The organism is Duganella sp. CY15W (genome assembly GCF_009857555.1).
In the GTDB taxonomy this organism is placed as follows: domain Bacteria; phylum Pseudomonadota; class Gammaproteobacteria; order Burkholderiales; family Burkholderiaceae_D; genus Rugamonas; species Rugamonas sacchari.
On the sequence record NZ_WWCQ01000003.1, the window covers coordinates 294,149 to 317,830 of the forward strand.

The following is a 23,682-nucleotide window of genomic DNA, read 5'->3' on the forward strand; positions in this document are numbered from 1 at the left end:
AAGACCAAAAAATATACTTAGGAGACAACATGCGTCATACAAAACTTGCACTTGCTGCAATGGCTCTGGCCGTCCTTGCGGGCTGTGGCGGCACCGATCCCGCTCCAGGCGATCAATCAGTTAAAGTGAAATACAGCGCCCAGGTGACGTTCGGCGACAGTCTGTCTGACGTCGGCACCTATGCCGTGGGCACTGTTGCCGCGCTGAAGGGCGGCAAATTGACCATCAATGGCGACAATACGGCCATCAATCCTGCACTGACCGGTAAGAACTGGACCGAGCTGCTGGCTGCCCAACTGGGCCTGCCTGCACCTTGCGCTGCCGTCACCGGTCTGGATGGCGATGCCAGTAAAGGATTCTCGGTGCCAGCCACCGCACACGCCGGCTGCTACGGCTATGCCATGGGCGGCTCGCGCGTGACCAATCCAGTCGGCCCGAACAACAAACTGACCGGCGTTGCGCTGGGTGCGCTGACCTATCCGGTGGTGACCCAGATCGCCAACCATCTGAAAGCGGTGGGCGGCAAATTCAAGGGTGACGAAGTGGTGCTGGTGATGGCCGGTGGTAACGATGCGCTGTTCCAGCTGGGCGCGCTGAGCACCGCCGCCACCGCAGCTGGCAAGGCCGCCATAGGACCGGCCTTCTTTGCCAGCCTGATCCCGCAACTGGCCTCGGGGGCGACCAATCCGCAAACCGCTGCCGGCGCCATTACTGCTGCGGTGCAGACCGCGACCGCGAGCGGCGCCGCCCAGAGCGATATCGTCAGCGCGGCCGTTGGTGCAGCGGCGGTACAACCAGGTAACACGGGTGTGGTGGCTGCGTCCACCGCCATGATCGCCAAGGCGACCGCCGACGCCACCACTGCGGCCACCAAAGCGGGCGCCGACTACGCTGCCGCCCACGGTCCGGAGCTGGTTGCCGCCATGGGCCAGGCCGGTGTGGAAACGGTGGCACTCGTGAAAAACCAGCTGATCGCCAACGGCGCCAACTACGTGGTGGTCAACAACCTGCCGGACATCGCCACCACGCCTGCCGGCCGCAGCAAGGATGCCGGCACCCAGGCACTGATCAACGCCATGGTGACCGCGTATAACACGGCACTGTCCAACGGCCTGGCTGGCGAAGCCAAAGCGCTGCTGGTGGACGTGTTTACCGTCAGCCACGACCAGGCCACCAACCCAGCGCCGTACGGCCTGACCAACGTGGCCGAAACCGCCTGCGACCTGAGCCCGGCGAAAAACCCGCTGGGCAGCTCGCTGGTGTGTACCGCCGCCAATCTGAAGTCGGGTGACATCAGTCACTGGGCGTTCGCGGACGACGTGCATCCAACGCCATACAACAACCTGCTGCTGGCCCGCTATGTGGCCAAGGCCATGGTGACCAAGGGCTGGCTGTAATTCAGTCGTCGCAGGCCGCTGCGCGCCAAGGCGCGCGGCGGCCGGACTAACATATACATTCTGGAGACGAGATGAAGAACACAGTAAAACTGCTGGCGCTGGCCGCCGCCCTGACGGTCGCTTCGGCGGCATCGGCACAACAGGAAAAAGGTACTTGGCTGGGGACGCTGGGGATCAACAAGATCACGCCAAAAGTCGATTCCGGCGATGTGTCGGCGCCGGCGCTGCCAGGCACCAAGACCGACGTCGGCTCGGACACCAAGCCGCGCTTCGCGATCGGCTATATGATCACCGACAATATCTCGGCCGAGCTGGATCTGGGCCTGCCGTACAAGCATGAACTGTCCGGCGCTGGCGCGATTCAGGGCACGGGCAAGCTGGCCACGGCGGAAGTGCTGCCGCCCACCGCTTTCATCCAGTACCGCTTCCTGCCGGCCAATTCGATGTTCCGTCCTTACGTGGGCCTGGGCATCACCTACGCCATGTTCCAGAAGGAACGTGGCTCGGGCCAGCTGACCGCCGTACTGAACACCGGCGGCCCGGGCGCGACCTTCAAGCTGGACGACAAAGTCGCCGCCAGCTTCCAGATCGGCGGCACGGTGAAGATCAATGACAAGTGGTTTGTGGATGCGTCGGTCATCAAGACCAAGCTGAAGACGACTGCGCACTACTCGACCGGCCAGGTCCAGGAAGTGCGTCTGGATCCGCTGGCGGTCAACGTCAGCATCGGCTACGCCTTCAAGGGCTGGTAAAAAAGTAAAAAACCGTCAGCCTGAGCGCGCTCAGTGCTGACGGTTTTTACTTCCGCAGTGCGGTTGACGCTTACTGGAATGCCTGGATGCCGGTCTGGGCGCGGCCCAGGATCAGCGCGTGGATATCGTGCGTACCTTCGTAGGTATTCACCACTTCCAGATTCACCATGTGGCGGATGATGCCGAACTCATCCGAAATACCATTCCCGCCCAGCATGTCGCGCGCCACGCGTGCCACGTCCAGCGACTTGCCGCACGAGTTGCGCTTCATCATCGAGGTAATTTCCACCGCGGCCGTACCCGCATCTTTCATGCGGCCCAGCTGCAGGCAGCCCTGCAGGCCCAGCGTGATTTCGGTCTGCATGTCGGCCAGCTTTTTCTGGATCAGCTGGTTGGCGGCCAGCGGACGGCCGAACTGGGTACGGTCCATCACGTACTGACGCGCAGTGTGCCAGCACGATTCCGCCGCGCCCAGCGCGCCCCAGGCGATGCCGTAGCGGGCCGAGTTGAGGCAGGTGAACGGGCCTTTGAGGCCGCGCACATCCGGGAAGGCGTTTTCTTCAGGGCAGAACACATTGTCCATGACGATTTCGCCGGTGATCGAGGCGCGCAGGCCGAACTTGCCGTGGATCGCCGGGGCGCTCAGGCCAGCCATGCCTTTTTCCAGCACGAAGCCGCGGATCGCGCCTTCATCGTCCTTGGCCCAGACCACGAACACGTCCGCTACCGGCGAATTGGTGATCCACATTTTGGCGCCGGTCAGCGCGTAGCCGCCCGGGACTTTCTTGGCGCGGGTAATCATCGAGCCCGGGTCGGAGCCGTGGTTCGGTTCGGTAAGGCCGAAGCAGCCGATCCACTCGCCGGTCGCCAGTTTAGGCAGGTATTTCTGTTTCTGCGCTTCGGTGCCGAATTCATAGATAGGCACCATCACCAGCGAGGACTGCACGCTCATCATCGAGCGGTAGCCGGAATCGACGCGCTCGACTTCACGCGCGATCAGGCCATAGGCCACATAGTTCATGCCAGGACCACCGTATTGCTCGGGAATGGTCGGTCCCAGCAGGCCCACTTCGCCCATTTCGCGGAAGATGGAGGTATCCATCTGCTCATGGCGGAAGGCTTCAAGAATACGCGGTTGCAGCTTGTCCTGGCAGTAAGCGGCAGCGGCGTCACGCACCATGCGCTCTTCTTCGGTCAGTTGCTGGTCCAGCAGCAGAGGGTCATCCCAGTGGAATTGGGCGCGGGCTTGGCTCATAGATAGTCTCTCATTATGGTGATGAATGCTGCCAGCATTCTATGCCGACGCCCGGGTGCCGGCTTTTCAAATGGCGACACCAATTTCCGTTTTTTACCCGAGGCTGCCGAACTGGCCGCTATGGAAGATCAGCGGCGGGCATGGTGAAAATTCACAGAATTCCACTTCGCCCACGAAAATCACATGGTCGCCCTCGGGATAGCGGCTACGGTTATGGCATTCAAACCACGCTGACGCCCCTTTCAGGATGGGCTGGCCGGTGCGCGACAGCTCGTATTCCACGCCTTCCCACGGGTCGATGCCGCGCGTGGCAAAGCGCTTGGCCAAGTGGGCTTGCTCGGCATTGAGCACATTGATGACGTAATGCGAGTTGCCGGTGAAAATGGGCATGCTGTTGGCGCCGTTGGACAGGCTCCACAATACCAGCGGCGGGTCGAGCGAGACCGAATTGAAGGAGCTGGCCGTCAAACCGCGAAAAGTGCCGTCCGCCAGCCGTGTCGTGATGATGGTCACGCCGGTCGCAAACTGGCCCAGGGCCTGGCGGAAGTGGGCGGTATCGAAGCTGCGCTCCTCGGCGCGGGGTGAGTTGGTATTCATGGTAAGCCATTATGCCAAAGATTTGTAACGTCCTACCAGATCGCGCTGGATTGCGTTACAGTGGGCATTATGGGTGAGTCTTCTACGCAAGGGGGAGTCATGGCTGGCAATACGGAAACGGCGATACTGGGCGGCGGCTGCTTCTGGTGCACCGAGGCGGTGTACCTGGAGGTCAAAGGCGTCTCATCGGTCGAGTCCGGCTACACGGGCGGCCAGACCGAACACCCGAGCTATGAGCAGGTATGCGCCGGGGATACCGGCCACGCCGAAGTGATAAAACTGCAATTCGATCCGGCCGTCATCAGTTATCGCGACCTGCTGGAAATCTTCTTCACCATCCACGATCCCACCACGCTGAACCGCCAGGGCAATGACGTCGGCACCCAGTACCGCTCGGCGATCTATTACCAGTCGCCCCAGCAGGAAGCCATGGCGCGCCAGGTGATTGCGGAAATGGCGCATGTCTGGGATGCGCCCATCGTCACCGAACTGTCGCCGCTCCAGACCTTCTACAAGGCCGAGGACTACCACCAGGACTATTTCCGCCAGCATCCCTTGCAGGGCTACTGTGCGTTTGTGGTGGCGCCCAAGGTGGAAAAATTCAGGAAGACTTACTCAAACCGGCTGCGCTCGTAGCGGGTACATATGCTGGCGTGACCACGGCAGCCCGGCCGTGCGCTGGCCCGCCTTGCGCGCGACGATCTGGTACAGGCTGATCCAGTCCTGCTCGAAACCATAGCTGCAACCGGCCAGGTACACATGCCAGATGCGGTAGCGCTTGTCGCCGGCCAGCGTGCGTACGCGTTCGGCCTGCGCCTCAAAGTTGTCGGTCCAGATCGAGCACGTGCGTGCATAGTGCTTGCGCAGGTTTTCCACATCGAATACTTCCAGCGCGCCTTGCTGCATGGCCTTGAGCACATTGCCGATGTGCGCCAATTCGCCGTGCGGGAACACATATTTTTCGATGAACTCACCGCCGCCGTAAGGTGTCTCACCGTTGTCGGTATCCGTGGTGGTAATGCCGTGGTTCATCACCACGCCCTCGGGCGCCAGCAGGCGGTGGATGATGCCGAAGTATTCCGGCAGATGCCGGGTGCCCACATGCTCAAACATGCCGACGCTGGTGATGCGGTCGAACTGGCCCTGCACATCGCGGTAATCCTGCAGCCGGATTTCCACCAGATGGTCCAGTCCGGCCGCGCGCACGCGCTCCGTGGCCAGCGCAAACTGGTTTTCCGACAGCGTGATGCCGACGCAGCGCGCGTTGAACTGCCGGGCCGCGCGCATCACCAGCGCGCCCCAGCCGCAGCCGATATCCAGCAGGGTCTGGCCAGGACGCAAATCGATCTTGCGCAGGATGTGGTCGATCTTTTTGATCTGCGCCGTGGCCAGGTCTTCGTCGCCGTTTTCAAAGTAGGCGCACGAGTAGACCATATTCGGATCGAGAAACTGCTGGTAAAACTCGTTGGACACATCGTAGTGGTACTGGATCGCCTCGGCGTCCTTCTGCTTGCTGTGGCTGATGGTGCGGACCAGCCGCGAGAACTTGCCCTCGGCCTTGAGCGTGCTGCGCGCCAGCGCATTGACCACGGCTATCATGTCCTTGGCCTTGCCCTTGACCTCGATGGCACCTTCGACATACGCGGTGCCGAGATTGGACAGCGACGGCGTCAGCAGATAGCGCGCGGCCGACACATTGGGCAAGCGGATGGTGACGCGCGGCGCCTCGCTGGAAAAGTCGACCTGCTGGCCATTCCACAATTCGATACGCAACGGTATCGTCAATTGCTGGCGGATGCCGGAAACCCAGTTGCTCAGCTGATTCTGTACGAACAAGATAACCTCCCGAAGTTCAGAATAAAAAAAGACCACCGCAAGCGATGGTCCGATTCCGGATGGGAGGCGCAACGCTTACGGTTGCAGGCGCTCCTTCACCCAGCTGCCATCAGCCTGTTTCACGTACACGATCCGGTCATGGAAGCGCGAACGGCGTCCCTGCCAGAACTCGATACGCACCGGATCAAGGCGATAACCGCCCCAGTGCGCCGGCCGCACCGGATGCTCGCCGCTCACTGCTGCGGCCGCATCGTAATTGGCTTCCATCTGTTCCCGGCCGGCGATCGGCGCGCTCTGCTGTGACGCAATCGCTGCGATCTGGCTCTTCACCGGCCGGCTGTAAAAATACTTGTCGCTTTCCTCGGCAGCGGTTTGCACCACCTTCCCTTCGATGCGGACTTGCCGTTCAAGTTCACTCCAGAAGAACAGCAAGGCCGCGTGCGGGTTGGCGCGCAGCTGCTGGCCTTTCTGGCTCTCGTAATTGGTGTACCAGGTGAAGCCCCGGTGATCGTATTGCTTGATGAGCACGATGCGCGAACTCGGCTTGCCGTCCGCGTCCACCGTGGCCACGCTCATCGCGTTCGGTTCATTGACCTTCGCATGCATGGCTTCCTCAAACCACTTGCCAAACTGGGCGATCGGATCGTCCAGCACATCGTGTTCGGTCAGACTGGCGCGGCCATAGTCGAGCCGCAGGTCTGCAAGTACCACGCCGTCGGCCACAGTGTTGTTGACCGGCTGCGTTTGTTGTTCGGGCACCTGGCTCACTGGCAGGTCGGGCGTGATGCCGCGGCGCACCTGCATGGCGCTGCCCAGTTGCGCCATTTGCTCGGCGCTGAACAGGCGCTTGGCCATCGGTGCGATATTGCCTTCTTCCACCACCATGTGCGCCGCGTAGGTGTCGCAGAAGCGTGCGACATCGCTGGCGGACAGGGCAGAGCTGCTGCCGTTGGCTATTTGCTCAAGTTGCGATTTGATTATAGACCAGTCTCTATCCATTTGCTGGTGACCCGCCAGAATGCCCGGCACCAGCTCGGCCAGCAGCGCGGCATCGGCGTCGCGCGCGGTGGCGTGCAGCATCGGGATCAGATTATTTTCCTCATCTTCGTGGTGCAGATGGGCCGCCTTGTCGAAGTATTTCAGCACCGCTTGCGCGGCTTTTTGCGCGTCGTCGTCGGCGCCGTGCTTGGGCAGGTGGCTCAGCAGGTTTTGCAGCGTCTGCAGCTGCTTGCGGATGCGGTCGTGGCAATGTTTCAGCACGGCGATGGGCTGGCTGAAATCGGGAGCGGTATCAAACAATGTGTTCATGGCGTTTCTTTTCAAGCTCGGAAATGGGTGGACACAAACAGCGTCACGGCGGACCGGACCAAAACCTCCTGGCGCTCGGGCGATACCTGCTCCGAGCTGTAGCCCGCCAGCAGGTAGAAGTGGCCCAGCACGCACAAATTAATGAACTGGATGGCGGCCAGCGTGGCATCGTCAAATGTTCCCTGACCTGACGATTTTAGCGCTTCCAGGCATTTCCTGACGGGCTCGCGGAAACGGTCGCCTTCGGCCTGGATCAGTGCGGCCAATCCGGGCACGCGCGGCATCTCGGCCACCACCAGGCGGATGAATTTTAAATGCTCCGGCTTGAAAAAGAACGCTGCAATGATCAAGCCCAGCTCATATAGCACCTGCGCGGGCGGCTGGTGGAGGTCGAGGTGGAATTGGCTGGCGTAGTCGGGCGCGCGCGCTTTCACGAGCGCCATGAACAATTCTTCCTTGCTGCCGAAGCGGCGGTACAGGGTCAGCTTGGAGCAGCCGGCAGCTGCAGCGATGCCTTCCATGCTGGCGCCTTGAATGCCGCCCTTGGCCAGGAACTCGGCGCGGGCGGCATCCATGATGCGGTTGAGCAGCTGTTCCGACGCATCGCGGGTGGGCCGGCCGGCTGGCGCAACAGGGGGAGGGTCTTGCGTAAACGTCATAAGTAAAACCGAATTCATTCGTTTGCGGAGATATGGCATCCAGTTAATGTCACGCTGTCGTTACATTATTGGAGAGTTAGCATGCAGAGAATACCGCAACATGGCGTTTTGACGGCTGGCGCGCTTGCTGCCGCTCTGGCGCCCAGCGCCGACGCCCTTGCCGCCCAGGCCGCCGCTACCCAGCCGGCCCGCGCCAAAACCGAGCAGGGCGCCCCGAATGTGATCTGGATTTTGCTGGACGACGTGGGCTTCGGCGCCAGTTCGGTCTTCGGTGGACTGGTGGAAACGCCCAATCTGGACGCGCTGGCGAAACAGGGGCTGCGCTATACCAATTTCCATACGACGGCGATCAGCTCGCCCACGCGCGCCGCCTTGCTCACCGGCCGCAACCACCACAGCGTGGGGCTGGGCCTGTTCCCGGAAACCGCCAACGACCAGCCCGGCTACAGCGCGCGCATCCCGGCCAGCAAGGCCACCGTGGCGGAGATCTTGAAAGAAAGCGGCTACAGCACGTATGCGGTGGGCAAATGGCATCTCGCGCCGGTCGAGGAGGCGGGACCGAAAGGCCCGTTCAACCGCTGGCCGACCGGCAAGGGCTTCGAGCAGTACTACGGCTTCCTGTACGGCGAAACTGACCAGTGGCATCCGCAACTGGTGGAAGGCACACGGGCACTGGACGACGATCCGCAAGGCCGTCACCTGAACGAGCTGCTCACCGACAAAGCCATCAGCTACATCGACCAGCAAAAGAAACCGTTCTTCCTCTATTTCGCGCCCGGCGCCACGCACGCACCGCACCAGGTGAGCAAGCAGTGGATCGAGAAATACAAGGGCAAGTTCGATGCGGGCTGGGACAGCTACCGCGCACAGGTCTTCGCCAACCAGAAGAAGCTGGGCCTGATCCCGCAACAGACGGTACTGCCGGCGCGTCACCCCAATGTGAAGGCATGGGCCGCACTCAGCGCGAAAGAGAGGCGCCTGTACGCGCGCTATTTTGAAACCTATGCCGGCTTCCTGAGCTATACCGACGCGGAGATCGGCCGCCTGGTCAATCACCTCAAGCAGACCGGCCAGTTCGACAACACCATCATCGCCGTGGTCATCGGCGACAACGGCGCCAGCAAGGAGGGCACGGACAGCGGCACCACCAACGGCCTGGCTGCCGTGCTGTATCCGGAAAACGATATCGACAAGCAGCTGGCCAATATCGACAAGATCGGCACCGAGTACTCGTCGCCCAACTACCCGCTGGGCTGGGCGCAAGCCACCAACGTGCCGTTCCGCCAGTGGAAGCAGGACGCGAATTCGGAAGGCGGCACGCGCAATCCGCTGATCCTGTCCTACCCGCGCGGCATCCAGGACAAGGGCGGCATCCGCGCGCAGTACGGCCATGTGATCGACCTGCTGCCGACCACGCTGGAACTGTCGCACATCACGCCGCCGGCGCAGGTGGGCGGCGTCAAACAGGACAATATCGAAGGCACCAGCCTGGCCTATTCGGTCAGCGATGCGCAGGCGCCGTCGCGCCATCTCACGCAGTACTACGAAATCAACGGCACCCGCTCGATCTATCACGATGGCTGGAAGGCGGCCACGCTGCACAAGCCCGGCACCGCGTTTGAAAAAGACGTGTGGGAGCTGTACAACCTCAAGGACGATCCCACCGAGATCAACGACCTGGCCGCCAAAAATCCGGACAGACTGAAAACGCTGCAAGCGCTGTTCGACAGTGAAGGCAAGAAGTACAACGTGTTCCCGCTCAAGGACACGCTGTTCCAGGACTTCGCCCGCAACCGCAGCATCTACCGCGACCAGGACCACATCGAGCTGACGCCGGACATCGGCCATCTGTTCTCGCTGACCGCACCCGCATTGAACGGCCCATACTACCGCCTGACGGTCGACGTGGAGATTCCCGCCAGCGGCGCGGAAGGCGTACTGGTCGCCAATGGCGGACGCTTTGGCGGCTCCAGCATCTTCATCCAGAATGGCAAGCTGCATTACGCGCAGACCAACGGTTATGAATCGGCGCTGGTCTCCTCCGAGCAGCCGCTCAAGCCCGGCAAGTCGCAGGTGACGGTGCAGTTTGCGCCGGGCCTGTGGTCGGGCGCCGAGGTGCAGCTGTTCCAGGACGACAAACTGATCGGCAAGGGCAAGGCGCCCGTGAAATATGGCGTGGCTTACCTGTCCTACGACGAAGGCTTCGACATCGGCCGCGACCTGCGCACGCCGGTCAGCGACAAGTACAAGACGCCGTACGCATTCACCGGCAAGCTGGAAAAAGTCACGATTGACTACAAGGCGCCGCTGGTGGACCGCGTGGTGGCCAACGTCAACCAGCGCGTGCTGAAAACCCTGGTCACGTTCAAAAAATGAGCGAGGCCGGCATCCACCTGATGGCCAAACCCATCGGCCCGCTGTGCAATCTGGATTGCAGCTACTGCTTCTATCTGGAGAAGGAAAACCTGTACCCGGACCGCACGCGGTTCTCGATGAGCGACGAGGTGCTGCGGGTGTATATCGCCCAGAACATCCAGCGCGAAGCGGGACCGGAAGTACTGTTCACCTGGCAGGGCGGCGAACCGATGCTGCGCGGACTGGCGTTCTACCAGCGCGCGGTGGCCATCCAGCGGGAGCTGGCCGGTGGCAAGGCGATCCGCAACGCGCTGCAAACCAATGGCACGCTGCTGGATGACGAATGGTGCGCTTTTCTGGCGGACGCCGGCTTCATGGTTGGCCTCAGCATCGACGGCCCGCGCGCGCTGCACGACAGCGCACGCGTGGACAAGCAGGGCCGCCCGACCTTTGACGCCGTGATGCGCGGGCTGGCGCTGCTGCGTAAATACCGCATCGCGTTCAACGTGCTGGTGACGGTGACGAACGCGGTTGCCAGCCATCCCGATGAGGTTTACCGCTTCATCCGGCGCGAGGGCATCACGCATGTGCAGTTCAACCCCGTGGTGGAGCGGGCGCCTGACCAGAACGAGCACGCCATCGGCCTGACCTTTGCGCGGCCAGGGCAGGTGAGCCGTTCACGGCCGGTGCAAGCGGTAACGCCGCACAGTGTCGGCGCGGAGCAGTACGGCGACTTCCTGATCGCGATTTTCAACCAGTGGGTGCGTAACGACGTCGGCAGCATCTACGTCATGAACTTCGAGTGGGCGCTGACGTCATTCCTGGGCTTGCCGTCGACGGTCTGCCTGTTTGCCGAAAACTGCGGCCGCGCGCTCATCGTCGAACACAACGGCGACGTGTTCTCGTGCGACCACTTCATGTATCCGGAGCACCTGCTGGGCAATCTGCGCGACACCGATGTCGCTACGCTGGCGGCGTCGCCGCAGCAGCAGGCGTTCGGCCGCGCCAAGGCGGCGTTGCCGGACGACTGCCAGCAATGTCCGTACAAATTTGCCTGTCATGGTGAATGTCCCAAGAACCGCTTCATGCACACGCAGGATGGCCAGCCCGGCCTGAACTACCTGTGCCCCAGCTACAAAAAATACTTCAGGCACATCACGCAATACATGAACGCCATGGGCAAGCTCATCGCCCACGGCCAGCCCGCTTCGCTCATCATGCAGGCCTTTAACGGCCCGCTGGCGGTGAAGGTGTGAGGACGTCGCGCGCGGGACATTCCGGCGTGCCGTTGATTACCATGGCCGCTTGCGGCTGCTCGCCTGCCGTGTAGACGCGCAGGCAGGATTGCTGGTTTGTATAGTTGAAAATGCAGTCATTCAGGCCGGTGCCGGTGCATATTTCCACTTCGCGATAACCGGCCCGGAAGAACGGGGCCGCACTGCCGTTGCGCTGAGAGGTCGGCCTGGGCTTCCAGCCTGATCTGAGGATGGACTTGCGCGCAGCGGCCAGCGGCATGCCGGTGAACTGCGGCGTCTGCAGCACATCCGCGATTTCCTTGGGCAGCTCGCCGCCGTCCAGCCGTCGGCTGAGCATGGCTGAAGGCAGTACCACGGTCTCGCCATCGACCTCTTCTTCATAGCCAGCAATCAGCCACCGCTGCCCCTTGGCCACCGTGAAATCCCAGTTGCCGTCGCAATCGGTGCCGACCGGCTTGGCGATGGTGCCGCGCGCCGGCACGCTACGCTCCGGTTTGCCCAGCCACCACCGATATGGCAGGAAGGTGATGCGCTGGTCGCGTTCCAGCTCCGGTGGAGGCGCCACATCCTCCACCGCCACCACCTCGCCGATGAAGACCACCTTTCTGGCACTTTCCACCTGCCAGAAAGCCTTCAAGTCGTAAGCCGAGGCCGCAAGCTTGCAGCCCCAGGCAGGGGCGGCGACAGCAAGCAGCAGGACGCTGAATAATCGGAGCAATTGCGGGCCTTTCTGCCAAGTTTCCTGGCGACGCGGCCAGCATAGCATGCAGGATCCGCCGCTCCGGTAAAATGGCGGGATGAACAGCATTACACCCCCTGAATTTAACGACGTCGACTTCGAGCGGCGCTTTGGCGGCATCGCCCGCCTGTACGGCGTGCATGCGCTGGACCGCTTCCGCAACGCCCACATCTGCGTGGTCGGTGTGGGCGGCGTCGGCTCGTGGATCGTCGAGGCGCTGGCGCGCAGCGCCATCGGCCAGCTCACGCTGATCGATCTCGACAACGTTGCCGAATCCAATATCAACCGCCAGATCCAGGCCCTGAGCAGCACCGTCGGCATGGCCAAGATCACCGCGCTGGCCGACCGCATCGCGCAGATCAATCCGTTCTGCCAGGTGCACCAGATCGAAGAGTTTGTCGAGCCGGACAACGTGGCGCAGATGATCGGCACCGGCAAGTACGACTACGTGATCGAGGCCACGGATTCGGTCAAGGCCAAGGCGGCGGTGCTGGCCTGGTGCCGCCAGCATGACCTGCCGGTGGTCACCATCGGCAGCGCCGGCGGCAAGACCGACGCCGCGCAGATCTCGGTGCGCGACCTGGCCAGGACCGAACAGGAACCGCTGCTCAAGAAGGTCCGCAAGATCATGCGCGCCCAGTACGGCTTCCCGCGCGGCGAGAAAACCAAGTTCCACATCGACGCCGTGTTCTCGACCGAGCCGCTGAAATTCCCGGAAACGGGCGAGGTGTGTGCGGTCGATGGCGACGACCGCAACGGCGGCGTGACGGGCCTGAACTGTGCGGGCTTCGGCTCGGCGATGGTGGTCACCGCCACCTTTGGCATGGTTGCGGCCGGCCACGCGCTGCGCAAGCTGGCCGACGGCGCACTGCCCACAACTGCCACTGACCCGGTCTAGTTTGCTATCATTGCAAGCTGTCTACAGACTCATCGAAAGAATTTACATGAAGCGTCGTTCCGTTTTCATCGCCATGCTGTTTGCCGCTGCTGCCGCCCAGGCGCAAGCGCCACAGGCCAAGCCGGAAGCTGCAGCTCCCGCCCCAGCCCCAGCACCAGCCGCGCCCGTGGTGGTCGGCTCCGCCACGCCCGGCCCTGCGGCTGAACAGCTGATCGTCACCGACACCAAAATCGGCACCGGCAAGGAAGCCACCACCGGCGCCACCATCTATATGCACTATTCGGGCTGGCTGTACCGTCCGCTGGCCAAGAATATGCACGGCAAACTGTTCGACTCGTCCTACCCACGCGGCGAGCCGCTCGACTTCGTGCTGGGCGCCGGCCGTGTCATCAAGGGTTGGGACCAGGGCGTCCAGGGCATGAAAGTGGGCGGCAAACGCACGCTGATTATTCCGTCGGAACTGGCGTATGGCTCGCGTCCTTCTCCAGGTAGCAACATCCCGCCAAATTCTGCACTGATCTTCGACGTCGAGCTCGTTGACGTCAAATAAAAGCGTAGACTGGAACCTCCGTCCAGAACTCGGAGGTTTTCCATGAAGATTGCCAACGACGTCACCCAGCTGATCGGCCGCACGCCTTTGGTGCGGCTGAACCGGCTAACCAAGGGCACCACCGCCCAGATTCTCGCCAAGCTCGAATACTGCAACCCGGCCCATAGCGTCAAAGACCGCATCGGCCTGGCCATGATAGAAGCGGCCGAAGCCGCCGGCCAGATCCGTCCCGACACCATCATCCTCGAACCCACCAGCGGCAACACCGGCATCGCCCTGGCCATGGTGTGCGCCGCGCGCGGCTATCGCTGCACGCTGGTCATGCCGGACACCATGAGCCGCGAACGGCGCATGCTGCTGCGCGCCTACGGCGCCGAGCTGGTGCTGACGCCGGGCGGCGAAGGCATGCTGGGCGCGATCCGCCGCGCCGACGAACTGGCCGCGTCCGACCCGCGCTACCTGATGCCGCAGCAGTTCAACAATTCCGCCAACCCCGAAGTACACCGCCGCACCACCGCCGAAGAAATCTGGAACGACACCGAGGGCCGCATCGACATCCTGGTGGCCGGCGTCGGCACCGGCGGCACCATTACCGGGGTGGGCGAAATCATCAAGGAACGCAAGCCGGAATTCCGCTGCATCGCAGTAGAGCCGGAAGCATCGCCCGTACTGGCCAAGGGCATCAAAGGACCACATCCCCTGCAGGGCATTGGCGCCGGCTTTGTGCCGGCCGTGTTGAATACCGACATCTATGACGAGATCATCGGCGTGAGAAGTGAGGACGCGTTTGAGACTGCGCGCCGCGCGGCCAGTGAAGAGGGACTGCTGGTGGGGATTTCCTCCGGCGCCGCGCTGTGGGCTGCGCTGCAGGTCGCGCGGCGGCCGGAGAATGCCAACAAGATCATCGTGACGATCATCCCGTCGTTTGGCGAGCGCTACCTGAGTACCGCCCTGTACGCCAATCTGGCGGATTAATGCGCGTGGTTGTGGGCTGAGACGGGGGCGGCCGGCGGCGACTGCAGGCAGCATTCCTGGTCAGCGGCGCCAGTGCGCGCTTGCAGCGTGCTGTGCTGGATAGAAAACTCCTCGCGCAATTGCTTGCTGATGGCATCCATCACGCTGTCGCCAGGGTAGCCGGCGGGCGTCACCAACTGCGCCGTCAAGGCGTTTTCCGTGGTGCTCATGGCCCAGATATGCAGGTCCGCGACGTCGGCTACGCCGGGCTGCTTGCGCAGGAAAGCTTCGATGCCGGTGCGGTCGACATTGTCCGGCACCGCCGCCATCACCATGCGCAGCGACTGCGTCAGCAGCGACCAGGTGCTGATCACGATGAAGGCGACGATCAGCATGCTGACCAGCGGGTCCAGCCAGTTCCAGCCGCTGTAGCGCACCACCACACCGGCAATCAGCACGCCCAGCGAGATCGCCGCATCGGCCGCCATGTGCAGGTAAGCGCCGCGAATGTTGATATCGTCCTTGCTGCCCGACATGAACAGCCAGGCCGAGAAACCGTTGATCAGAATGCCGATACCGGCCACTACCGACACCGTCAGGCCCGCCACGGGATCGGGATGGATCAGCTGCTGCACGGCCTCCCAGGCGATCCCGCCGCAGGCGACCATGAGCAGCATGGCATTGAACAGCGCAGCCAGCATCGACGAGCTGCGCAGACCGTAGGTATAGCGGCTATTGGGCGCGCGCTTGGCGAGGATGGCAGCGCCCCAGGCCAGCATCAGGCCCAGCACATCGGACAGATTGTGGCCCGCATCGGCCATCAGCGCGGTCGAGTTGGCCAGGAAACCGTAGAAGAACTCAACTCCCACAAACACCGTATTGAGTACGATGGCGATGACAAACGCCCGGCCCATGGTGTTGGGATCGCCATGATGGTGGTGGTGATGTCCGTGGCCGTGATCGTGCCCATGCGCGTGACGATGGTTGTGGCCATGGTCGTGCTGGTGGTCGTGATCATGATGGTCGTGATCGTGGTGCTTGCTCATGCTTCGGTCCCGGTGGAAGGTTCGGCGATATGTTCCAGCATATCGTTGAGGACGCCGGTGATATGGGCATCGGCGGCGGAATAGAAAACCTGTTTGCCCTGGCGTTCAGACTTGACGATGCGGGCCGCGCGCAGCAGGCGCAGGTGGTGGCTGACCAGCGAGCTGCTCAGATCCAGTGTAGTGGCAATGTCGCTCACGGCAATCGGCGCAGGCAGGCAGGCCAGCACAATGCGCAAGCGGGTAGGGTCGCCCAGCAGGTGGAACAGGTCCGCCAGCTGAGCAATGGCCGGCTCGACGCCGGTATAGTCGTGTTGACAGCTCATTATTACCAACATGTGAATAGGTGTTCACATGTTAGCACAAAATCCGGGGTCAGGTCCGTCATTTCTACACGAGCTCTGCCGTAGTCACTTGGCTACGGCAGAGCTCGTGTAGAAATGACGGACCTGACCCCGGAGTGGGTTTAGTGGGAGGTGTCGGCGGCTTTGGCGAGGTCGTCGCGCAGGCTTTGGAGGTTGCCGTCGATGCTGTCGTAGGCGCTGACCATTTGCCGTACGATGTGGTAAACCGCTTTGGCGTCGCCTTCGCCGATGTTGATATCGCCCACCACGTTCAGCATTTCAGGACCGTTGAGGAAGACCGTGCCGCCGCCCGCTGCCAGGGTCTGGATGTCGCGCATGTTGGCGTAGATGCCGGAGTAGCGCTCCAGCTGTTGCTGGGTCATCCAGCTGGCCGCCTGGCTGGCGATGGCCACTTCCCACGCTTCGCGCCGCAGGGCGGGGACCTGGATGCTCAAGCCGCCAAATTTGCCGTCCCCCGTCAGCCGCCTGGCCAGCGCGCGGCTGTCTTCCTTGGCTTTGAGCCCTGCCAGCAACTGGTCGTGCAGTATGTTGAGTTTTTTGACTTCGGCCTTGTTGTGCGCCAGTACCTTGTCCAGCTCTTGTACGTTGGCCTGCATTTCGGCGTCGATGCGGGTCGCCGCCTGGTGGGCCAGATGGCGGTGGTGCCAGGTCTGCACCGCATGTTCCAGCGCCAGCGCGGTGATGATACTGATCACGATCATCAGATATTCGCCGCCAAATTCTTTGAAGGATTTGGCTTTCGGTACTTCGAAATGCATACGTCTCCTTATTTTTGGTTCATCGCGGAAGTCCGGGATGAACCTGCAGTAAACGCAAGAGAGCAGTAAGGAAGAGTTATTGTGTTTGTGCGACCAAACATATTTCTCAACCTACCGCTCTCATGGCAAATCATATTCTTAGCCTCCCGTTCTGGGAAGGCTTTATTGTGTCCTCTGTCGAAGTTGTCGATAACTGCCTGCATGTGCGCTTGGCGGCCGATCCGGGGTGTCCGCTGATCTGTTCCCATTGCGGCACGCCCGCGCCGGGCGTGCACGACACTGTCTGGCGGACAGTGCGCGACCTGCCGATGGGGGGGATTGACCGTATTTTTGAGCATGGCGGTTCACCGGCTAAAGTGTCCGAATTGCTGCCGTTGTTGCATCCAGACGATTAGCTGGCTTGATCGCCATGCCCGTGTGTCGCGCCGCCTGGCGCAGTTTGTAGCGCACTGGAGCGAGAAGCTGCCGATTGCGCATGTGTGCGAATTGACCGGCCTTCACTGGGGCACGATTCATCAAATTCACCGCCAAGCCTTGGAGCGCAAAGTGGCAGCGTTTCCACCACCCCAGCCAACCAGGCTGGTCATGGACGAATTTGCCCTGTTCAAGGGGCATCGCTACGCCACGGTGGTGCTGGACGCGGACACCCGGCGCGTGATTTGGGTCTGCGAAGGGCGCAGCCGGGAGGCGATTCGGCCCTTCTTTGCCTGGTTAGGGCCAGAGCGTTGCCGGCGCATCCGGGCCGTGGCCATGGATATGAATACGGCCTTCGATTTGGAGGTCAAGCATCATTGTCGACGGGCCAAAGTCGTCTATGACCTGTTTCATGTCATCGCCAAATATGGCCGCGAGGTAATCGACCGCGTACGGGTCGATGAGGCCAATCGGCTGCGCGACGACAAGACTGCTCGCCAGTATGTGAAGCGGGCACGTTGGCTTCTGCTACGCAATCCGGGCAACGTGCCACCCGACCAAGCACCAAAGTTGGCCGAGCTGCTCGCGGCAAACCAAGCTCTGATGACGGTCTACGTGATGAAGGCAAGCTTGAAAGAACTTTGGCAGCCCACCGATCCTTGGCGCTGGCGTGCTGCCTGGCGCACTTGGCAATCGATGGCCTTGAGCAGTGCCATCGAACCGCTGGTCCGCTTTGCAAAACGCCTTGCGCTGTACTGGCGAGGCATCTTGTCCCGCATGCGCTGGCCGATGCACACTGGACAGCTGGAGGGAATCAATAACCGGATTAAGGTGATGAAAAGGATGGCCTATGGTTACCGCGACTCTGAATTCTTCTTTCTGAAGATCAAAGCCGCGTTTCCCGGTAATCAGTGAAGAACCTTATTTTTGCAATTCTGCCTGCAGTTCCGCGCGGATTTTCGGGTCCAGTTTCTGGATTGCTTTGTCCAGTTTTTCCGCCCGTTGCAGCGCCTGGGTCTGTTCGGGCGTCAGGCCCGATGCGCGGAAGGCGGCCTGGCCGCCGAGCACGATCAGCGCGCTCAGGATGGCGACGGCTGCCGCCGCACCCAGCAGGCGCAGTTCGCGCGGCGCAATGGACGGCGAGGACTGGGTGGCGATCGGCCGCACCGGACCGGACGCCGGCGTCGGGATGTAGCCGGACGGCGTTTCGGCCGCGTGCGCGTGGCCATGGGCAGCAGTGGCGTTCGACGGCGCTTCGTGGGCGGCGTCCAGCGCGGCTTTGCCTTCATGCGCGGCAGGCAGTCCCCCCGCCAGCCGCGCCTGCTGCGCCAGTGCCAGCGAGGCGGCGTCGATCAGCGCCACGTGGCGCTGCACGGCTTCTTCCAGCACCGCTTCGTTCAGCGCGACCAGCGCAAACACCGGATCGTCAACGTCGATCCGGACGCCGGTTTTTTCAAAAACCAGGGTACGCAGCTTTTGCTGGTCCATGGCTGCTTACCACTGCACTTTGTCGAGTTGCTCGAACAGGTCGCGGAACACGACCTTGATGCGCTGCTTTTCCATCACGTTGAATTTGTCGCTTTCCTTGACTTCGGCCGCGGTCAGGCGTGCAGTGTTCATCTTTTTGATGTCGGCGCCAAAGGTGTCGGCATTGCGCGCCGACAGCACCACGCGGCCCACCACGCGCGATGCGTTGTCGGCATAGGTCTGCGATTCGATGAACTGTTTGCCGGCCGCCGATTGCAGCAGGCCGAAGTGTTCGTTTTCCCACAGCACCAGCGGCACATTGGTGGCCTTGGCGGTGGAGACGAAACCCATGGCGGTGTCGTGCAGCGTGTCGCCGCCGCCGACGATGGTGTGGATGTAGACCTTGCGGCCGGATTCCTGCAGCAGCGCGAAGCAGTCGTTCTCGATCAGGTAGCCCATCAGCGGCGAGAAGGTGTTGGCGCCATTGTCGATGACGCAGTTGCCTTCTTCTTCCAGAATGTCGATCATCAGCGCGTCAAAGCGCTTGGGGTCGATGGTGCGGCTGTCGGTCATCACCGGCACATGCTTGACGTCCATCGCCTTGTAGCGCGAGAAGGTCGCATTCTCCTGGTCGGTGTCGTAGCAGCGCAGCGGCTGCTGGCCTTCGGCCAAATCCTTGCTGGCGATCCATTGCGCAAGAATGGTCGAGACCAGCGTCTTGCCGATGCCGCCCTTACCCTGGAGAATAAAATGTACCGTGTTTTGCATCAATTACTCCTGAATCGCTTGAATGCGACGAGGGTAATTGTTTTGCCGCCCGAAGGCAACGCCTAGTTAATAAAGCGTAGCAAGCCCTGCAACGCGTGGATCACGGTTTGCTCGCGCACCGCGCGGCGGTCGCCGCTGAACACCAGGCGTTCGGTATGCACGGTGTCGGCATTGGCCCAGCCGAAGCAGACGGTGCCGACCGGTTTGCCGGGCACGGCGCCAGTTGGTCCGGCGATGCCGGTGGTGGACACGGCCAGGTGGGCGTTGCTGGAGCCCAGCGCGCCGCTGGCCATGGCGCCCGCGACTTCTTCCGACACGCTACCCATCTGCGCGATGAGCGCGGCGGAGACGTCCAGCATTTCAGTTTTGGAGGCGTTGGAATAAGTGACGAAGCCGCAGTCGAACCACGCGGTGGAACCGGCGATTTCGGTAATGGCCTGGGCCACGCCGCCGCCCGTGCAGGACTCGGCCGTGGCCAGTATCAAGCCTTTCTGTTGCAAGGCTTTGCCGACTTGCGCGGCAAGATCGAGGATGGTGTCGCTGTTGCTCATGGCTTCTCCTTCTCTGATACGGGCTTGCTAGCACTGTACCATGCACCTTGTAATGGATGCCAGTAGTGTACCGTTGTTTGCCTCAAATGCAACATCACTCAGCCGTGCGCCGCCATACACAAAGGCTGGTATGCTTGCCTGGAAGAAGCAGTCCGAACCTGACGGAGGCGTCATGATCAGCCCGAACGATATAAATTACGCCCGTATCCTGATCGTTGATGATCAGCCAGTCAATGTCGAATTGCTGGAGTACTTACTCAATTCCACCGGCTATAAGGCGGTCAGCGCCACCACCGATCCGCGCGTGGTGGCGGACTGGCATGCCCAGCACCATTACGACCTCATCATCCTCGACCTGCAAATGCCCGGCATGAGCGGCTTTGAGGTGATGGAGGCGCTGAAACCGCTGGAGCCGGATGGCTGGCTGCCGGTGCTGGTGGTCACCGCCCAGCCCGATCACAAGATGCGCGCGTTTGAAGCGGGCGCGCGCGACTTCATCAGCAAGCCGTTCGATCCCATCGAAACCTTGATGCGGATCCGGAATATGCTGGAGATGCGCCTGCTGCACGCGCGCGAACGCAGCTACAACACGCGGCTTGAACAGACAGTGCGCGAGCGGACCGCCGAGCTGCAACGCTTCCGCAGCGCCATGGACGCCACGGCCGACGCCATCTTCCTGCTTGACGCCGACAGCGCCGAAGTGGTGGACGTCAATGACGGCGCCTGCCGCATGCTGGGCTACCCACGCACCGAGATGCTGGGACCGAGCACCAGCCGCCTGGGCCTGGGCGCCCCGGCCGACTTGCGCGCGCACGCCGAACGGTTGGCCGACTATGCCGCCGCTGTCGGGCCGTCCCGCTCGCCCGAACTGTCCGAACTGGAACTCATGCGGCGCGACCTGATCGCCGTGCCCGTGGAGCTGTACTGGCAGCTGCTGCAGCGCCCCGACCAGCCATCCGTGATGCTGGGCGTGGCGCGCGACATCAGCGAACGCCGCCAGGCGGAGGAACTGCTGCAGCACATGGCCCACTACGACAGCCTGACCGGCCTGCCCAACCGCACGCTGTTCTATAAATCGCTGGGCGACTGCATCGGCCTGGCGCAGGACAAGTCCTGGCGCATCGTCGTGCTGTTCATCGGGCTGGACCGTTTCCGTAGCATTAACGACACGCTGGGCGGTGCGCGCGGCGACGAGCTGCTGCGCCAGTTCAGCAACCGGCTGGTGCAGCGGGTACGCATCCGCGACACGGTGGGCCGCCTGGGCGGCGACGAGTTCGCGCTGATCCTGACCATGAGCCGCGACCAGCAGGACGCCGTCAACGCCGCCAATGAAGTGCGCGAGGCGCTGCGCCAGCCGTTCGAACTCGACGGCCATCAGGCGGTGCTGAGCGCCAGCATCGGCATTGCCATGTACCCGGACGACGCCACCGATCCGGAAACCCTGATTAACTACGCGGAAACCGCCATGGAGCGCGCCAAGCAGGCCGGCCGCGATAACTACCGTTTCTTCACCGCCGGCATGAACGTGCAGGTGCTGGCGCGGCTGGACATGGAGCTGGCGCTGCGCCGCGCATTCGACAATCAGGAGCTGCTGCTGCACTTCCAGCCCAAGGTCAACCTGCTCACGGGCGCGGTGGCCGGCGTTGAGTCTTTGCTGCGCTGGCAGCGGCCGGGCTTTGGCCTGGTGTATCCGGCCGAGTTCGTGCCGGTGCTGGAAGATACCGGGCTGGTGGTGCGCGTGGGCGCGTGGATTATCGACGCCGCGTGCAAGCAGATCGCCACCTGGCAGCGCGACGGCGTCGGGCCGGTGCGGGTGGCCGTCAACGTCGCCAGCCGCCAGTTTATCGAAGGCGACCTGGAGCAGGAGGTGCGCGACGCGCTGGCACGCCACCAGGTGGCGCCGGAGCTGCTGGAGCTGGAACTCACCGAAACCGCGCTGATGTCCAATGCCGAGCGCACTATCACTGTGCTGAAAAACCTGAGAGCCATTGGCATCAAGGTGGCGATCGACGACTTTGGCACCGGCTATTCCTCGCTGGCCTACTTGCAGCGCTTCCCGATCGACAAGCTCAAAATCGATATCGCCTTCGTGCGCGAGATCACCACCAACCCCAATGACGCGGCGATTGCGCTGGCCATCATCAGCATGGCGCACAGCCTCAAGCTGCAGGTGATTGCCGAAGGCGTGGAGACGCGCGCCCAGCTCGAGTATCTGCGGCGCAGCCGCTGCGATGAAATCCAGGGCTATTTCTTCAGCCGTCCGCTGCCGCCGCAGGAGCTGGGCGAACTCGTGAAGTCAGGCCGCAGCGTGCCGCCCGCGCCGGGCACGGCCAGCCAGCCGGCGCAGACGCTGCTGATTGTCGATGACGATGTGAATGTGCTGGCCTCGCTGCACCGGCTGTTCCGCCGCGACGGCTACCAGATCCTGACCGCCGCCTCGCCCACCGAAGCGTTCGAGCTGCTGGCGCTGCATGCGGTGCAGGTGATCGTGTGCGACCAGCGCATGCCGGTCATGAGCGGCACGGAATTCCTCAGCAAGGTCAAGGAGATGTACCCGGAAACCATCCGCATCATCCTGTCCGGCTACACGGGGCTGGAGTCGGTGCTGGACTCGATCAACCGCGGCGCCATCTACCGTTTCTACACCAAGCCGTGGGACGATACCCAGCTGCGCGACAACATCCGGCTGGCGTTCCACCACTACTGGCTCATGCATGGCAGCGGCAAGCTGGCGGGGCAGCCCGGCGAGGATGTCACCGCGCTGCCGACGCTTCAGGACGTGAAGTGATCAAAGCTGGACAGCCTGAGGTCCAGCGCCGCGCCATGGGCATCGACCAGGCGTAATCCCGCTGCGGCATCGATGGTGCCGACACGCGTGACCGGTGTCGCCACACTGCCGGCCGCCGCCAGCACCGCCGCGCGCGCCGAGGCGGGCGCGGTGAAGCACAGTTCGTAGTCATCGCCACCGGCGGCCGTGTAGGCGCGGCGCAGGGCGAGGTCCTGCGTGGCCAGGATGGCGCCGGCCGGCAGCGCATCCACATCCAGCGTGGCGCCCACGCCGGAGCGCTTGAGGATGTGACCGAGATCGCCGATGAGTCCGTCCGAAATATCGATGGCCGCGTGGGCAATGCCCTGTTCCGCCAGCAGCACGCCCAGTTCCACGCGCGGCACTGGCGTGTGCATGCGGACGGCGGCGGCCCGCTGGCTGGCGGCGTCCAGCGGCTGCGGCAGTTCCAGCCGGTAGCCGGCCAGGGCCAGACGCGCATCGCCCAGCGTGCCGGAAATCCAGATGTCGTCGCCGGGCCGGGCGGCGCTGCGGCGCAGGGCCTGGCCCGGGCGCAGTTCGCCAAATACGGTGATGCAGATATTCAGCGGGCCCTTGGTGGTGTCGCCGCCGATCAGTTCGATATTGAAGGCATCCGCCAGCGCAAACAGGCCTTGCGAGAAACCTTGCAGCCAGGCGCGGTCGGCGGCCGGCAGCGCCAGCGCCAGGGTGAAGCCGACCGGGCGCGCGCCCATCGCGGCCAGGTCGGACAGGTTGACGGCCAGCGCCTTGTGGCCCAGCCGCAGCGGATCTTCGCCGGCAAAGAAATGGCGGCCCTCGACCAGCATGTCGGACGAAATGGCGGTCTGCAGGCCGGGCGTGGGCGCGATCAGCGCGCAATCGTCGCCGATGCCGAGCGCGGCGCGCGTGGCATGGTGGGGACGCTGGAAGTATTCCTGGATGAGGTCAAATTCGGAGAGCATGGGCAGTATTGTA

22 protein-coding genes and 1 pseudogene are annotated in these 23,682 nt (G+C 62.6%); 10 read left to right on the plus strand and 13 right to left on the minus strand.

Features of this window, described 5'->3' with window-relative positions:
• The first annotated feature begins 29 nt into the window (after nucleotides 1-29).
• Together GTP58_RS16320 and GTP58_RS16325 are read left to right on the plus strand one after the other, a co-directional pair.
• A complete protein-coding gene (locus GTP58_RS16320) occupies nucleotides 30-1,397 on the plus strand; it encodes an SGNH/GDSL hydrolase family protein (protein WP_161078362.1) in 1,368 nt (455 codons plus the stop codon).
• A 71-nt stretch (nucleotides 1,398-1,468) separates the two neighbouring features.
• Complete coding sequence (locus GTP58_RS16325; protein ID WP_161078363.1) at nucleotides 1,469-2,149, plus strand: OmpW family protein; 681 nt, start codon at nucleotides 1,469-1,471, stop codon at nucleotides 2,147-2,149.
• Nucleotides 2,150-2,219: 70 nt separating this feature from the next.
• Here GTP58_RS16325 and GTP58_RS16330 read toward each other — a convergent pair whose 3' ends face one another.
• Both GTP58_RS16330 and GTP58_RS16335 read right to left on the minus strand, forming a co-directional pair.
• Nucleotides 2,220-3,404, minus strand: coding sequence for an acyl-CoA dehydrogenase (locus GTP58_RS16330; protein ID WP_161078364.1), 1,185 nt, complete (start codon nucleotides 3,402-3,404; stop codon nucleotides 2,220-2,222).
• A gap of 93 nt (nucleotides 3,405-3,497) precedes the next feature.
• Nucleotides 3,498-4,001, minus strand: a complete 504-nt coding sequence (locus tag GTP58_RS16335; RefSeq protein ID WP_072785972.1) for a flavin reductase family protein — start codon at nucleotides 3,999-4,001, stop codon at nucleotides 3,498-3,500.
• Between the two features lie 99 nt (nucleotides 4,002-4,100).
• Between GTP58_RS16335 and msrA the strand changes: the two genes are divergently transcribed.
• Entirely contained in the window at nucleotides 4,101-4,637 is a 537-nt protein-coding gene (gene msrA, locus GTP58_RS16340; protein WP_161078365.1) for a peptide-methionine (S)-S-oxide reductase MsrA, read from the plus strand.
• On the opposite strand, the gene GTP58_RS16345 is transcribed toward msrA, so the two are convergent.
• From GTP58_RS16345 to GTP58_RS16355, 3 genes are all read right to left on the minus strand, one after another.
• Entirely contained in the window at nucleotides 4,617-5,837 is a 1,221-nt protein-coding gene (locus GTP58_RS16345; protein WP_161078366.1) for a cyclopropane-fatty-acyl-phospholipid synthase family protein, read from the minus strand. The two genes, msrA and GTP58_RS16345, sit on opposite strands and share 21 nt — an antisense overlap.
• Nucleotides 5,838-5,912: 75 nt before the next feature.
• Nucleotides 5,913-7,145, minus strand: a complete 1,233-nt coding sequence (pdxH, locus tag GTP58_RS16350; RefSeq protein ID WP_161078367.1) for a pyridoxamine 5'-phosphate oxidase — start codon at nucleotides 7,143-7,145, stop codon at nucleotides 5,913-5,915.
• A gap of 11 nt (nucleotides 7,146-7,156) precedes the next feature.
• Entirely contained in the window at nucleotides 7,157-7,804 is a 648-nt protein-coding gene (locus GTP58_RS16355) for a TetR/AcrR family transcriptional regulator (protein ID WP_161078368.1), read from the minus strand.
• Between the two features lie 81 nt (nucleotides 7,805-7,885).
• Between GTP58_RS16355 and GTP58_RS16360 the strand changes: the two genes are divergently transcribed.
• A complete protein-coding gene (locus GTP58_RS16360; RefSeq protein WP_161078369.1) occupies nucleotides 7,886-10,180 on the plus strand; it encodes an arylsulfatase in 2,295 nt (764 codons plus the stop codon).
• Entirely contained in the window at nucleotides 10,177-11,415 is a 1,239-nt protein-coding gene (locus tag GTP58_RS16365; RefSeq protein WP_161078370.1) for an anaerobic sulfatase maturase, read from the plus strand. Before GTP58_RS16360 ends, GTP58_RS16365 begins: the two co-directional genes overlap by 4 nt.
• Here GTP58_RS16365 and GTP58_RS16370 read toward each other — a convergent pair.
• The gene (locus tag GTP58_RS16370) at nucleotides 11,387-12,133 is read right to left on the minus strand and encodes a hypothetical protein (protein ID WP_161078371.1); all 747 of its coding nucleotides are present in this window, start codon (nucleotides 12,131-12,133) and stop codon (nucleotides 11,387-11,389) included. The two genes, GTP58_RS16365 and GTP58_RS16370, sit on opposite strands and share 29 nt — an antisense overlap.
• 79 nt (nucleotides 12,134-12,212) lie before the next feature.
• Between GTP58_RS16370 and tcdA the strand changes: the two genes are divergently transcribed.
• The 3 genes from tcdA to cysK are packed head-to-tail and all read left to right on the plus strand — an operon-like array spanning nucleotide 12,213 to nucleotide 14,577.
• Nucleotides 12,213-13,052, plus strand: a complete 840-nt coding sequence (gene tcdA / locus GTP58_RS16375; RefSeq protein ID WP_161078372.1) for a tRNA cyclic N6-threonylcarbamoyladenosine(37) synthase TcdA — start codon at nucleotides 12,213-12,215, stop codon at nucleotides 13,050-13,052.
• A 46-nt stretch (nucleotides 13,053-13,098) separates the two neighbouring features.
• Nucleotides 13,099-13,602 (plus strand): FKBP-type peptidyl-prolyl cis-trans isomerase, encoded by a 504-nt coding sequence (locus tag GTP58_RS16380; RefSeq protein WP_161078373.1) that lies wholly within the window; start codon nucleotides 13,099-13,101, stop codon nucleotides 13,600-13,602.
• 42 nt (nucleotides 13,603-13,644) lie between these two features.
• The gene (gene cysK, locus GTP58_RS16385; RefSeq protein WP_161078374.1) at nucleotides 13,645-14,577 is read left to right on the plus strand and encodes a cysteine synthase A; all 933 of its coding nucleotides are present in this window, start codon (nucleotides 13,645-13,647) and stop codon (nucleotides 14,575-14,577) included.
• Here the strand turns inward: cysK and GTP58_RS16390 are convergent.
• From GTP58_RS16390 to GTP58_RS16400, 3 genes are all read right to left on the minus strand, one after another.
• Nucleotides 14,574-15,602: a cation diffusion facilitator family transporter gene (locus tag GTP58_RS16390; protein WP_161078375.1), complete on the minus strand. Its 1,029-nt coding sequence runs from the start codon at nucleotides 15,600-15,602 to the stop codon at nucleotides 14,574-14,576. The genes cysK and GTP58_RS16390 overlap by 4 nt on opposite strands.
• Nucleotides 15,599-15,925: a helix-turn-helix transcriptional regulator gene (locus GTP58_RS16395; protein WP_072785995.1), complete on the minus strand. Its 327-nt coding sequence runs from the start codon at nucleotides 15,923-15,925 to the stop codon at nucleotides 15,599-15,601. The genes GTP58_RS16390 and GTP58_RS16395 overlap by 4 nt, the downstream gene beginning before the upstream one ends.
• A gap of 140 nt (nucleotides 15,926-16,065) precedes the next feature.
• Nucleotides 16,066-16,722, minus strand: coding sequence for a hypothetical protein (locus GTP58_RS16400; protein WP_161078376.1), 657 nt, complete (start codon nucleotides 16,720-16,722; stop codon nucleotides 16,066-16,068).
• A 122-nt stretch (nucleotides 16,723-16,844) separates the two neighbouring features.
• Between GTP58_RS16400 and GTP58_RS16405 the strand changes: the two are divergent.
• Nucleotides 16,845-18,051: pseudogene (locus GTP58_RS16405) on the plus strand (ISL3 family transposase).
• A gap of 6 nt (nucleotides 18,052-18,057) precedes the next feature.
• Here GTP58_RS16405 and GTP58_RS16410 read toward each other — a convergent pair.
• The 3 genes from GTP58_RS16410 to GTP58_RS16420 all read right to left on the minus strand — a co-directional run bounded on the left by GTP58_RS16410 (nucleotide 18,058) and on the right by GTP58_RS16420 (nucleotide 19,922).
• Complete coding sequence (locus GTP58_RS16410) at nucleotides 18,058-18,624, minus strand: hypothetical protein (RefSeq protein WP_161078377.1); 567 nt, start codon at nucleotides 18,622-18,624, stop codon at nucleotides 18,058-18,060.
• Between the two features lie 6 nt (nucleotides 18,625-18,630).
• Entirely contained in the window at nucleotides 18,631-19,371 is a 741-nt protein-coding gene (locus GTP58_RS16415; RefSeq protein WP_072786003.1) for a hypothetical protein, read from the minus strand.
• A gap of 62 nt (nucleotides 19,372-19,433) precedes the next feature.
• Entirely contained in the window at nucleotides 19,434-19,922 is a 489-nt protein-coding gene (locus tag GTP58_RS16420; protein ID WP_072786005.1) for a CinA family protein, read from the minus strand.
• A gap of 172 nt (nucleotides 19,923-20,094) precedes the next feature.
• On the opposite strand from GTP58_RS16420, the gene GTP58_RS16425 reads away from it, so the two are divergent.
• Nucleotides 20,095-22,710 carry an EAL domain-containing protein gene (locus GTP58_RS16425; RefSeq protein WP_161078378.1) on the plus strand — a complete coding sequence of 872 codons (2,616 nt, stop codon included), beginning with the start codon at nucleotides 20,095-20,097 and terminating at the stop codon, nucleotides 22,708-22,710.
• On the opposite strand, the gene thiL is transcribed toward GTP58_RS16425, so the two are convergent.
• Nucleotides 22,695-23,669, minus strand: coding sequence for a thiamine-phosphate kinase (gene thiL, locus GTP58_RS16430; protein ID WP_161078899.1), 975 nt, complete (start codon nucleotides 23,667-23,669; stop codon nucleotides 22,695-22,697). The two genes, GTP58_RS16425 and thiL, sit on opposite strands and share 16 nt — an antisense overlap.
• Between the last annotated feature and the right edge of the window lie 13 nt (nucleotides 23,670-23,682).

What these genes read in the sequence shown, in the direction of transcription:
- GTP58_RS16320 (WP_161078362.1), top strand. Translation starts at nt 30, where the DNA reads ATGCGTCATACAAAACTTGCACTTGCTGCAATGGCTCTGGCCGTCCTT.
- GTP58_RS16325 (WP_161078363.1), top strand. Translation starts at nt 1,469, where the DNA reads ATGAAGAACACAGTAAAACTGCTGGCGCTGGCCGCCGCCCTGACGGTC.
- GTP58_RS16330 (WP_161078364.1), bottom strand. Translation starts at nt 3,404, where the DNA reads ATGAGCCAAGCCCGCGCCCAATTCCACTGGGATGACCCTCTGCTGCTG.
- GTP58_RS16335 (WP_072785972.1), bottom strand. Translation starts at nt 4,001, where the DNA reads ATGAATACCAACTCACCCCGCGCCGAGGAGCGCAGCTTCGATACCGCC.
- msrA (WP_161078365.1), top strand. Translation starts at nt 4,101, where the DNA reads ATGGCTGGCAATACGGAAACGGCGATACTGGGCGGCGGCTGCTTCTGG.
- pdxH (WP_161078367.1), bottom strand. Translation starts at nt 7,145, where the DNA reads ATGAACACATTGTTTGATACCGCTCCCGATTTCAGCCAGCCCATCGCC.
- GTP58_RS16355 (WP_161078368.1), bottom strand. Translation starts at nt 7,804, where the DNA reads ATGACGTTTACGCAAGACCCTCCCCCTGTTGCGCCAGCCGGCCGGCCC.
- GTP58_RS16360 (WP_161078369.1), top strand. Translation starts at nt 7,886, where the DNA reads ATGCAGAGAATACCGCAACATGGCGTTTTGACGGCTGGCGCGCTTGCT.
- GTP58_RS16365 (WP_161078370.1), top strand. Translation starts at nt 10,177, where the DNA reads ATGAGCGAGGCCGGCATCCACCTGATGGCCAAACCCATCGGCCCGCTG.
- tcdA (WP_161078372.1), top strand. Translation starts at nt 12,213, where the DNA reads ATGAACAGCATTACACCCCCTGAATTTAACGACGTCGACTTCGAGCGG.
- GTP58_RS16380 (WP_161078373.1), top strand. Translation starts at nt 13,099, where the DNA reads ATGAAGCGTCGTTCCGTTTTCATCGCCATGCTGTTTGCCGCTGCTGCC.
- cysK (WP_161078374.1), top strand. Translation starts at nt 13,645, where the DNA reads ATGAAGATTGCCAACGACGTCACCCAGCTGATCGGCCGCACGCCTTTG.
- GTP58_RS16390 (WP_161078375.1), bottom strand. Translation starts at nt 15,602, where the DNA reads ATGAGCAAGCACCACGATCACGACCATCATGATCACGACCACCAGCAC.
- GTP58_RS16395 (WP_072785995.1), bottom strand. Translation starts at nt 15,925, where the DNA reads ATGAGCTGTCAACACGACTATACCGGCGTCGAGCCGGCCATTGCTCAG.
- GTP58_RS16400 (WP_161078376.1), bottom strand. Translation starts at nt 16,722, where the DNA reads ATGCATTTCGAAGTACCGAAAGCCAAATCCTTCAAAGAATTTGGCGGC.
- GTP58_RS16410 (WP_161078377.1), bottom strand. Translation starts at nt 18,624, where the DNA reads ATGGACCAGCAAAAGCTGCGTACCCTGGTTTTTGAAAAAACCGGCGTC.
- GTP58_RS16415 (WP_072786003.1), bottom strand. Translation starts at nt 19,371, where the DNA reads ATGCAAAACACGGTACATTTTATTCTCCAGGGTAAGGGCGGCATCGGC.
- GTP58_RS16420 (WP_072786005.1), bottom strand. Translation starts at nt 19,922, where the DNA reads ATGAGCAACAGCGACACCATCCTCGATCTTGCCGCGCAAGTCGGCAAA.
- GTP58_RS16425 (WP_161078378.1), top strand. Translation starts at nt 20,095, where the DNA reads ATGATCAGCCCGAACGATATAAATTACGCCCGTATCCTGATCGTTGAT.
- thiL (WP_161078899.1), bottom strand. Translation starts at nt 23,669, where the DNA reads ATGCTCTCCGAATTTGACCTCATCCAGGAATACTTCCAGCGTCCCCAC.